Source organism: Vibrio sp. AIC-3 (genome assembly GCF_013114515.1).
In the GTDB taxonomy this organism is placed as follows: domain Bacteria; phylum Pseudomonadota; class Gammaproteobacteria; order Enterobacterales; family Vibrionaceae; genus Vibrio; species Vibrio crassostreae_C.
Map to the genome: position 1 here is coordinate 37,263 of NZ_VTXG01000035.1, position 10,762 is coordinate 48,024.

At 44.1% G+C, this 10,762-nt stretch carries 9 protein-coding genes; 6 read left to right on the top strand and 3 right to left on the bottom strand.

Annotated features, from left to right (window positions below):
• Positions 1–22 precede the first annotated feature (22 nt).
• Positions 23–1,393: an L-serine ammonia-lyase gene (locus F0229_RS19170; RefSeq protein WP_017065257.1), complete on the top strand. Its 1,371-nt coding sequence runs from the start codon at positions 23–25 to the stop codon at positions 1,391–1,393.
• 99 nt (positions 1,394–1,492) lie between these two features.
• On the opposite strand, the gene F0229_RS19175 is transcribed toward F0229_RS19170, so the two are convergent.
• Complete coding sequence (locus tag F0229_RS19175; RefSeq protein WP_017065258.1) at positions 1,493–1,978, bottom strand: Lrp/AsnC family transcriptional regulator; 486 nt, start codon at positions 1,976–1,978, stop codon at positions 1,493–1,495.
• A 122-nt stretch (positions 1,979–2,100) separates the two neighbouring features.
• Between F0229_RS19175 and F0229_RS19180 the strand changes: the two genes are divergently transcribed.
• Positions 2,101–2,700, top strand: coding sequence for a LysE family translocator (locus F0229_RS19180; RefSeq protein ID WP_171733479.1), 600 nt, complete (start codon positions 2,101–2,103; stop codon positions 2,698–2,700).
• A gap of 125 nt (positions 2,701–2,825) precedes the next feature.
• Here the strand turns inward: F0229_RS19180 and ahpF are convergent, their stop codons facing one another.
• Complete coding sequence (gene ahpF / locus F0229_RS19185) at positions 2,826–4,418, bottom strand: alkyl hydroperoxide reductase subunit F (protein ID WP_171733480.1); 1,593 nt, start codon at positions 4,416–4,418, stop codon at positions 2,826–2,828.
• A gap of 198 nt (positions 4,419–4,616) precedes the next feature.
• The gene (ahpC, locus tag F0229_RS19190; RefSeq protein WP_016798107.1) at positions 4,617–5,174 is read right to left on the bottom strand and encodes an alkyl hydroperoxide reductase subunit C; all 558 of its coding nucleotides are present in this window, start codon (positions 5,172–5,174) and stop codon (positions 4,617–4,619) included.
• 495 nt (positions 5,175–5,669) lie between these two features.
• On the opposite strand from ahpC, the gene F0229_RS19195 reads away from it, so the two are divergent.
• From F0229_RS19195 to F0229_RS19210, 4 genes are all read left to right on the top strand, one after another.
• The gene (locus F0229_RS19195; RefSeq protein ID WP_017065261.1) at positions 5,670–6,161 is read left to right on the top strand and encodes a VOC family protein; all 492 of its coding nucleotides are present in this window, start codon (positions 5,670–5,672) and stop codon (positions 6,159–6,161) included.
• A 279-nt stretch (positions 6,162–6,440) separates the two neighbouring features.
• On the top strand, positions 6,441–7,817 hold the full coding sequence (locus tag F0229_RS19200) for a uracil-xanthine permease family protein (RefSeq protein WP_171733481.1): 1,377 nt from the start codon (positions 6,441–6,443) through the stop codon (positions 7,815–7,817).
• Between the two features lie 337 nt (positions 7,818–8,154).
• Positions 8,155–8,607 carry a septal ring lytic transglycosylase RlpA family protein gene (locus F0229_RS19205; RefSeq protein ID WP_102320537.1) on the top strand — a complete coding sequence of 151 codons (453 nt, stop codon included), beginning with the start codon at positions 8,155–8,157 and terminating at the stop codon, positions 8,605–8,607.
• A 479-nt stretch (positions 8,608–9,086) separates the two neighbouring features.
• Positions 9,087–10,100 (top strand): manganese-dependent inorganic pyrophosphatase, encoded by a 1,014-nt coding sequence (locus F0229_RS19210; protein WP_102572624.1) that lies wholly within the window; start codon positions 9,087–9,089, stop codon positions 10,098–10,100.
• Positions 10,101–10,762 lie beyond the last annotated feature (662 nt).

Sequence of the window (10,762 nt, forward strand, 5' to 3'; positions counted from 1 at the left end):
CCGATTTTTTACTGGTATATCTATGTTATCGATCTTTGATATCTACAAAATTGGTGTTGGGCCATCGAGCTCTCACACCAACGGCCCAATGATTGCGGGTTTCCATTTCACACAATTAATCGCTGATAAAATCGCAGAAGTGACGCGTATTCAGGTGGATTTATACGGTTCTTTGTCATTGACTGGCATAGGTCACCACACCGACAGAGCTACAATATTGGGGCTACTCGGCAATAAACCAGACACCATCAAAATCACCAGCGCAAACCAAGCAATGCGTCATGCCGTAGACAGTGGTGAGATGGATTTAGCGGGCACCAAGCACATTGCCTTCAACTACGAAACCGACATGTTGTTCCACAAAGACAATCTGCCTCTGCATGAAAATGGCATGATGATTACTGCGTTTGACCAGAGTGGCAACGTGATTGTCGATGAAACTTATTATTCGATTGGCGGCGGTTTTATCGCAACTGCTGATGAACTGCAAAATGGTACTCAAACCCAAGCGGTAGAAGTTCCTTTCCCGTTCAAAAACGCCGATGAAATGCTTCAACAAGCTGACAATAGTGGGATGAGCCTCGGTGGTATGATTCTAAAAAATGAAGCGGAGTTCGAAGGCGCTGACATTATTTCAGAGAAAGCGGATCAAATCTGGCGAGTGATGAGTCGTTGTATGGAGCGTGGCTTTGAAACCGAAGGCATTCTTGATGGTGGTTTGAACGTAACTCGTCGTGCGCCTAACCTACTGAAAAAGTTAGAAGCGAATGCGGCGGTTGAAAACGACCCAATGGAAATCATGGATTGGATTAACTTGTTTGCGTTTGCGGTTAGCGAAGAAAATGCGGCTGGTGGCCAAGTGGTAACATCACCAACCAATGGTGCGGCGGGCGTTATTCCTGCTGTGTTGATGTACTACCATCGCTTCATTAAAGAGTTGGATACTAAGCAGTTAAAAGATTTCTTAGCGGTATCGGGCGCGATTGGTATTCTGTACAAAACTAACGCTTCGATCTCTGGTGCGGAAGTAGGATGCCAAGGTGAGGTAGGCGTATCATCCTCTATGGCGGCTGCGGGATTAACGGCACTACGCGGTGGCAGCAATGAGCAGATCTGTATTGCGGCGGAAATCGCGATGGAACACTCATTGGGTATGACTTGTGACCCAATTGGCGGCTTGGTTCAAGTGCCGTGTATCGAGCGAAATGCGATGGGTGCGATGAAGGCAATTAATGCATCTCGCATGGCATTGAAGCGAAACAGCAAGTCTTTGATCTCACTCGATAAGGTCATCGCAACCATGTACCAAACCGGTAAAGACATGAACAAGAAATATCGTGAAACATCACTCGGTGGTTTAGCCTTGATCCATCTAGCTCATCCTTGTGAATAGCTAAGCCAGTTAACCCAGTAAATAATAACGTTAAGCCCAGAGCCTTAGACTTTAGAAATCTATCGCGGCTGGGCTTTTTGTTTTATGTGTTTTAGGGAGCTAATCTGAAAGCGGTAATCGATAGCTGTTTTTCAACTCTTTTACTGAGATGTTCGACTGAATCGCACTCACGCCTTTGACTCGTCTGATCGAGCTAATACGCTCAAAGTACTCTTCCAAATCTTTGGCCAACACTTGCACCATGTAATCGGCGCCGCCTGCAATGCAGTGACACATAGGAATCCAATCGGTTACCGCGACAAATTCTTCGAATGGTTCTGTGTTTTCAACTTCATGGTTACCCAAGGTCACAAGAGTAAAACCAGCCACATGAAAGCCTAATTTCTTACGATTCAGCTTAGCGGCGTAACCATCGATATAGCCAGTTTCCTCCATGCGTTTCCAACGACGCCAGCATGGGGTTTCGCTGAGGTTGACCTTCTCTGCGAGCTTGCTGTTGCTCATGCGTCCGTCTTGCTGGATATGCTCTAAGATGGCGATATCTGTGTCATCTAACACTTCTTTGGTGGATTCTTTCTGTTTCATGGCTATTTTAGAAAAGTCTTGCTCAAATTTGGATTAATATTAGCCTATATAGCAATTTAATTCCTAGTCGAATCTGTAAACTCTCCCCCTATAAATACTTTACTTATTAGGAGTGAGAGGAGATGAGCTCTCAATTAATGCTGGCGTTCTTGCTATTTTCAACATCAATAGCAATTACCCCTGGGGCAGGCAATATCGCATTACTTGGGATTTCAAGTCGTTATGGATTTGCTGCGACTTTACCTTTTATCTCTGGGAACGCTGTGGGCATCATCATCGTACTGGCGGGTTCTAGTGTCGGTTTGGTGAGCCTATTTACCCTTTACCCAGAGCTATACAACATTTTGAAATACGCGGGTGCGGCTTATTTGCTGTTCATGGCATGGTCGATTGCGAATATGCAAATCGAAGAAAGCACCACCGACAATCGCTCGGGCTTTATGTCAGGCGTGTTGGTGCAGGTGTTGAACCCTAAAGGTTGGATAGCGTCATTAACCGTGTTTTCACAGTTCATTACTCCGAATGCCGATTACTTGATTCAAGTCGTGACCATTATCGCGGGCATGGTGATTACTGGTGTGCCGTGCATGTTGGTGTGGGCGTATTGCGGTACGATGCTTAAAAAGTTGCTGCAATCACCAAAACAGATGGTGTTTGTGAACCGTTGCTTGGGTGGAAGCTTAGCGATGGTGGTTGCCTTCATGCTTTATCAACCTGCATAAATCACAAAGAAAAAAACCACTCCTAAATCCATAGGAGTGGCGTCTAAATCGTTAACAGTAAATAATTAAGTTAACAAATATTTAAGGAACTTGAGTTAAAAGCTTTAAGCTTTTCAGTGTAAAGGTTAAGCGGTTTCAGCTTCTTTAACTGGAGCTGAGTTACGGATTAGGTGGTCAAATGCACCTAAGCTTGCTTTTGCGCCTTCACCCATCGCAATGATGATCTGTTTGTAAGGTACGGTTGTCACATCGCCTGCTGCAAATACACCTTTCATTGATGTTGCGCCATGAGCGTTAATTTCAATTTCACCGCGTGGTGAGAGCTCAACTTTCGAACCCTTCAACCATTCGCTGTTTGGCATCAGGCCGATTTGAACAAAGATACCTGCGAGTTCAATCTGTTTAAGTTCATCGGTGTTGCGGTCTTTGTATTCCAGACCGGTTACACGGTTGCCATCACCAATCACTTGCGTTGTTTGTGCCATCTTGATGATTTCGATGTTTGGCGTTGCGTTCGCTTTGTCGATAAGTACTTGGTCAGCGCGCAGTGTGTTCGCAAACTCAAGCACAGTTACGTGTTCCACGATACCTGCTAGGTCGATAGCCGCTTCAATACCTGAGTTACCGCCACCGATAACCGCTGTTTTTTTGCCTTTGAACAATGGACCGTCACAGTGTGGGCAGTAAGCAACACCTTTGTTGCGGTACTCTTGCTCGCCCGGAACGTTCATTTCACGCCAGCGAGCACCTGTACTTGTGATAACTGTGCGAGCTCGTAGTGTTGCGCCGCTCTCTAGCTCAACGTGGATGTAACCGTCTTCAGTGTCTTCTGCCGCAATGATGTTTGCAGCGCGCTGCTCAGTCATTACTTCAACACCGTACTCTTTTACGTGCTCTTCAAGGCTTGCCACTAATTTAGGGCCGGTGGTTGCTTTCACTGAGATAAAGTTCTCAATCGCCATGGTGTCCATCACTTGGCCGCCGAATCGGTCAGCAACCACACCAGTACGAATGCCTTTACGTGCAGCATAAATTGCCGCTGAAGAACCTGCAGGGCCGCCGCCGACAACCAATACATCAAACGGTGCTTGTTGGTTTAGGTTTGCTGCTTTCTTTTCCGCTGCGCCTGAATCAACCTTGTTAAGGATTTCAGCCAGTGACATACGGCCTTGACCAAATAGCTCACCATTAACGAATACACTTGGTACTGCCATGATGTCGCGAGACTTCACTTCATCTTGGAATGCTGCGCCATCGATCATCGTTGTCTTAATTAGAGGGTTAATCGCCGACATCATATTGAAGGCTTGAACCACTTCTGGACAGTTTTGGCATGAGAGCGAGATAAAAATCTCTACATTAAGCTCTTGATCGAGTTCTTTAATTTGCTCGATTACGTCCGCTTCAAGCTTGATAGGGTGACCACCACTATGAAGCAGTGCTAGAACCAGTGACGTAAATTCGTGACCCATTGGCAAACCGGCAAAACCGATCGCGGTGCCTTTCTCTTGGTTCACGACCTGCATGATAGGGCTGCGAGTGCTTGCGCTGTCATCGCGAGTCACTTCAATTTTATCGGTTAAAGACGAGATGTCATTCGCCAGATCTTGAAGTTTGTTCGCGGTGTCGCTGCCATCCAGGCTAAGCACTAACTGAACATTGGTTTTTAGGTTTTCTAGGTATGCTTTTAGCTGCTGCTTCATTGCTTGATCTAACATAATCGTGCCTGCTCTTAAATTCTGTGTCTTGGTATTGACCAATACCTTCTTGCTGAAAAAGGAAAATAAAAAGGGGGCGCAAGTCGGCAAATATTGTGGTGTTGATGTTTTGAAAGGGTGGCGCGCGACTGCCCTTTAGGAGGGGGGCCGAAGCGCGCCTGTAGAACCGTTTAGCTATTCTTGTTAGCTAGGCTTAGATTAAATCTTGCCTACTAGGTCTAGAGATGGAGCTAGAGTCTCTTCGCCTTCTTTCCATTTAGCTGGGCAAACTTCACCTGGGTTAGCGGCTACGTATTGTGCTGCTTTAACCTTGCGTAGTAGGTCTTCTGCGTCACGGCCGATGCCTTCAGCTGTGATTTCCATTGCTTGGATAACGCCTTCAGGGTCGATTAGGAACGTTGCACGGTCTGCAAGGCCTTGACCTTCACGCATAACGTTGAAGTTATTTGTGATGTTGCCAGTTTGGTCGCCTACCATGAAGTATTCGATAGTGCCGATTTTGTCAGAAGTATCGTGCCATGCTTTGTGAGAGAAGTGAGTGTCAGTTGATACTGAGTAAACTTCTACGCCGCGAGATTGAAGCTCTGCGTATTTGTCTTGTAGGTCAACTAGCTCAGTTGGACATACAAACGTGAAGTCTGCTGGGTAGAAGAAGAATACAGCCCACTTGCCTTTAACGTCTTGCTCAGTGATTTCTACGAATTCGCCGTTTTTGAATGCTGTTGCGTTGAATGGTTTGATTTCTGTGTTGATCATGATTTGACTCTCTTTCTAATTTATAGTGTTTAACGCTATCCCGCGTCGATGTAGATATATTGCATTGCCACCGAAAATTAGTGAAATCGGACATTTCTATAGATTCAATAGGCGAATCCTATCTTCGAAAGGAAAAGGCTATCGGTAAAAGCTATCAACAAAAACAATTAACAAAAGCCATCAAACATCAACAACTCCCAATTTAAGTAGCTATGCTCTTTAGGTTGTTCTCTACATTGGGCTTATCTCTATTGGTGTGTGTATCTATGTATCTATGTATCTATGTATCTATGTGTCTATGTAGGTAGGGTTCGGTATGGTTTCTTTGCGTGAGTTGAGTTGTTATATTAAACTGTAAATAACGAAAAATTATCATTAATATAATTTATGATAATTTCAGTTAATCATAGTTTCTCCCTATACTCTCTTCATCGAAACGAAATACCGAAGTTAGACTTCGAAAAGCACAGAATAAAAAACGAATTGGAGAAAGTTATGAAAATGAATCACGTAGGCATCATGGTAGGCGACATGGACCAAGCAGTCGAGTTTTACACGAAAGCGCTAGGTCTAAGAATCGTAATGAACAACACTAAAGTGATGGAAGAGCGTGAATCAGCAATCGGCCGTATGTGTATTGCTGTGTTCGGTGAAGGCTTTAAAGGCTTCAACATTGCACACCTAGTAACATCTGATGGTATCGGTGTTGAGCTGTTCGAAATGAAAGAGCGCCAAGAGCGTCACGAAGTTGATTTCTCACGTCTAGGTATCTTCCACTTCTGTCTACAGCTTCCAAAAGAGCAGTTTCATTCAGCGATTAAACGTGTTGAAGAGTTTGGCGGTAAGGTCCGTATGGACATCATGCGTTACCACCCAGAAGACGAACTAAAACAAGCACAAATGGTTTACCTAGAAGACCCGTTTGGCAACCTGTTCGAATTCTACTCGCACACATACGAAGACACTTACGCGACTGACTACGAGTAATAGTGTTATCTACCTGTCATAAGGTAGAAAACCGAAACACCCCCTAAAGAGGATTGGTAGCGATACCAATCCTTTTTTTGTTTGTGGGGCTTAATTTAGGAACATCGGATAAACCGTCGGTTGCACTAAAACAAGCCGACAGTGTTGCTCTATAGTGCAGCACTGGCTAAAGATGAAACTTAACTGATTGATAAGTATGATGTTAAACCATTGGCATATATGTTGCTCTATTGTCTTTATGTAAATTGTATACAATAAAAAATACATAAAGGAAGTCACATGGAACAGAACAGTGAATTGATCTACGGATTAGACGATAGACCATCAGTCAAAGCAGCCAGTTACGCGGCGCTGCAGCATGTATTAGCCAGCTTTGTTGGCATTATCACACCCACGCTCATTATTGGCGGTGTTTTAGGGTTGGGTGAACACATCCCTTATTTGATCAGCATGGCACTCATGGTGTCTGGGGTTGGCACTTTTATACAAGCTAGAAAAATAGGGCCAGCTGGCGCAGGGATGATCTGTGTCCAAGGGACCAGCTTTGCGTTCTTAGGTTCTGTGTTAGGTGCGGGTTTTCTTGTTAAAGCAAATGGAGGTGGGCCGGATGAAATGCTCGCCACCATTTTTGGTGTCTGCTTCTTTGGTGCATTTGTCGAAATCGTCCTATCGCGCTTTATCGAAAAACTCAAAGTAGTGATCACGCCCGTTGTTACTGGCATCGTTATCACGACGATTGGTGTCTCTTTGATTAAAGTTGGCGTCACTGATATCGCTGGTGGTGTTGGCGCAGAAGATTTTGGTTCTGGAAGCAACCTGATGTTGGGTGCGATTGTGCTCGGAACCATAGTGGCACTTAACCTAAGCAACAACACCATGGTAAGGCTGTCGTCGATTTTAGTCGGATTGGTTGTAGGGTGGGGCGTTGCTATTCTGATGGGTAAAGCGCCAATGGTTTCTTTTGCATCTCAACCGCTATTGAGTATCCCTGTCCCATTTAAATATGGTTTCGCTTTTGATTGGCAAGCCTTCCTCCCTATTGCTTTTATTTACTTGATTACTGTTATTGAAACGACGGGCGACCTTACCGCCAACAGTATGTTCTCAGGGCAGCCAGTTAAGGGGCCAAAATACATCAATCGACTCAAGGCGGGCGTGCTAGGTGACGGTGTGAACTCGCTCATCGCAGCGGTATTCAATACTTTTCCGAACACGACTTTCAGCCAGAACAATGGCGTGATCCATTTTACTGGGATTGCGAGTCGTTACATTGGCTACTTCATTGCGGCAATTCTTTTTCTATTAGGTCTATTTCCCATCTTAGGCGCGGTATTAATGACGATCCCAAAGCCAGTATTAGGCGGAGCGACATTGGTGATGTTTGGTACGGTTGCTGCGGCGGGCATCAAGATTATCGCTAGTGAGAAGCTGGATCGTCGCAGAATCATGACGATTGCCATCTCATTAGGTTTAGGACTTGGAGTAATGCTAGTGCCTGACTTATTGAAAGAAGCACCCAAGCTAGTGCAAAGCATATTTGGCTCACCTGTAACCATGTCTGGTATTGCCGCGCTTGTGACTACCGGGTTGATGTCTTTGGTGCCTGAAACTAAAGCCAAATCGATGACGAATTCGGTACAAACCAGTAAAGCGTAACTTATACAGCCGAGAAGAAGCGTAGGTGACTGATTACGGACAATTGCGCTTAAGGCAGAAAAACGAATTACCCCTAAAGAGGATTGGTAGAGATACCAATCCGCTTTTGTATTTGGATGTTTGGCTGAGTGACTTATCTACATGAAGCGATTAAGAAATATACAGATTTAAGACGTTGTTAAAGTTGACGTTTTGACGATAAAACCTTTCATGAATATGACGGAAGAAAGTGTCGTTCATGAAAACATTCCGTCATCATACCGAATGGTAGCCTTGGCTGAGCAGTGACTATACTCAGCATTATATTGCTAACCAACAACAACGAAAATAGAGAAACATGCAGAGATTAGCGCACACAAACCACATGAAAAAATTACATATTATCTTTACCGCTCTTATCCTTATGATATTAGCCGGATGCACCTCAACGTCGGCTGTCGGCAGTTCTAAAACAAAGGAATATGCCAAGTCACATGCTCTTGCTGGTAAAGCTTCTTGGTATGGCGATAAATTCCATGGAAGGCTCACAGCAAGTGGTGAGACGTATAATATGAATGCGACTACTGCGGCTCATAAAACCTTGCCATTCGGGACTATCGTGAGAGTGACCAATACAAACAATAACAAGTCTGTTGATGTGAAAATTAATGATCGAGGCCCTTATGTAAAAGGCCGAGTGATCGACCTGTCGCACAAGGCATTTGCAAAAATCGGCAACGTTAAACAAGGCACCGTGCCTGTTAAAATCGAGATTGTTGATGATAGTAATACCTTTCGATACAAACACTAGAATCCCCTCCTAACCTCCCCTTGGTTTACATCTCCGATCCCTTACCAGTAGTGGGAAAGGGGAGGAACAGAACCTCGATATCGGTGAATCAATAGCTCATTTATGCTTACTCAATAAGGCTGCTTTGTAGCCTTATTTGTGCCTTTCGATAATCCATTTTTAATAAGATTATCTTATTTCTAATATGTGGGTTGATGATGTTATGAGGTAAATAAATCAGTATCTTAGCTTTCTTATCATTAGGGTTCATTGAAATTCATTGTGAAATAATGAAAAGCTGAATTAATCCAAAATTGGTTGTGGCGGGCGTGTAATAGAAAGGGGGAGGTACAATTGATGGGAGAAGAAGACTCTCAAAGAGAGGGAAATTACATTTCGTTACTCACTGAAGTAAATCTGAAATATTAGTGACACGGTTCTGAAATTTTTTGGTGTTTAGCTTATGGGCTTCTATATCGCATTCAAATAAGGAAATACCCGTGAAGCTAACCCCTGTCGTTGCAGCCCTAATTATGTCTTTTAGCTCAGCAAGCTATGCTTTCAGTCTTCAACAATCTGCCAATGAAAACAGTGAAGATCTCGTATGGACAGGGCACCTAAGCCCAGACAGCGACACGGTAATGTCTGCGATGCTCGCGGCTCATATCTATGGCGGTACAGCGACAGTACCAGAGCCTATCAATCCAGAATCCACCTTCATCTTGAACTACTGTAATGCTGAATCACCACGCGTAGAGACAGATTACTCTTCATACCGAGTGGGGCTGGTGGACTTCAATCAAGTCACTCAACTAGCACCAACTATCGACCAAGCATCGATTGTTGCTGTGGTTGATCATCACGCAATTGGTGGCTCACCGATTAACACCCCACAAATTGTCGAAATGGATATTCGAGGTTGGGGATCGGCTGCAACTATTCTGGCTGACAACGCTGAAAAGCTGGATGTGACACTACCTAAGCACCTTGCTTGTGTAGGCTTAGGCGCGATCCTTTCTGACACTGTGGTATTCCAATCATCAACCACGACTGAGCATGATCGTGAATATGCTGAAAAACTGGCAAAAGTTGCAGGTATTTCAGATATCGAAGATTTCGGCCAACAGATGCTGATTGCTAAGTCGGATCTCAGTCATCTTTCTTCTGAAACCATTCTGACGCTGGATTACAAAAACTTTAAATACGGTGGCAAACAGGTGGGTATCGGTGTGGCTGAAACGCTAACGGCTCAGCAATTGATTGACCGCAAAGATGAGCTTTTGGCGGCTATGAAAGCCTACAAAGAAGAGAACGGGCTAGACCATCTGTTCTTTTCAATCACAGATACCAAGAACAAAGAAGCGAACTTATTGTGGGTGGATGAAAGCGACTATCAAGTCATCAAATCGGCTTTCAACGCTGAACCAACAAGTGACATGCTGACTTTGGAAGGTGTCACTTCACGTAAGCGCCAGATTGGCCCTGCGGTTCAAAAGGCAATTGAGAGCTTGTAAGTAGAAAGAGAGTTTGGAGGGGATTGGTAGAAATACCAATCCCTTTTTTAATTATTGGGCGTCTAAATGGGATTTGGACAAAACCTTGTCAGCTATATTACTAAATTAGGATGTAACGGATTAGTACAAGTATGTAAAAGTAACACCAAGCTCACCTGCACATATTACGGAGAGCGTTATTGTGTAAAATTGGAGCAACGCGACATACACAAAAAAGAGCGTAGCAATATGTGCCCGCGTGCAGCTTTTTGTTATGTGCCTTCACTAGCGTTTCATTTTGTTGCGAATAGCAAAAGTGAGCAATGCAGCCTGTACAACACAGTATAGTCGCCCAAATCCTGCTAATAAGTTATACAAAATCAATAATAGCCAGTTCTGATCTATAAATAAGAGCAGTGTATCCTTTGTTGGCGTGACAAAAAATGGCACAAAATCTCTTAGACTAAAAAATATAGAGCGAGCCACACTCCAATCCACTTGAAAACTAAAGCCTGTATAGGCTACCCCCAAGGAAGCCCTATCTGGCAGGGTAGATGTCACTGTTAAAATTTAACCAGCTTGGGCGATAAAGAGTAATTGTGTCTCGTATCTCAGTAGAAAGAAAAGAAGCTATATTGAAGAAGCTATTACCTCCCTATTCAATGTCAGTTAAAGAAGTGTCG

Bases quoted from the DNA above. Each gene is read 5' to 3' on its own strand.
- F0229_RS19170 (WP_017065257.1), top strand. From the start codon at position 23: ATGTTATCGATCTTTGATATCTACAAAATTGGTGTTGGGCCATCGAGC.
- F0229_RS19175 (WP_017065258.1), bottom strand. From the start codon at position 1,978: ATGAAACAGAAAGAATCCACCAAAGAAGTGTTAGATGACACAGATATC.
- F0229_RS19180 (WP_171733479.1), top strand. From the start codon at position 2,101: ATGAGCTCTCAATTAATGCTGGCGTTCTTGCTATTTTCAACATCAATA.
- ahpF (WP_171733480.1), bottom strand. From the start codon at position 4,418: ATGTTAGATCAAGCAATGAAGCAGCAGCTAAAAGCATACCTAGAAAAC.
- ahpC (WP_016798107.1), bottom strand. From the start codon at position 5,174: ATGATCAACACAGAAATCAAACCATTCAACGCAACAGCATTCAAAAAC.
- F0229_RS19195 (WP_017065261.1), top strand. From the start codon at position 5,670: ATGAAAATGAATCACGTAGGCATCATGGTAGGCGACATGGACCAAGCA.
- F0229_RS19200 (WP_171733481.1), top strand. From the start codon at position 6,441: ATGGAACAGAACAGTGAATTGATCTACGGATTAGACGATAGACCATCA.
- F0229_RS19205 (WP_102320537.1), top strand. From the start codon at position 8,155: ATGCAGAGATTAGCGCACACAAACCACATGAAAAAATTACATATTATC.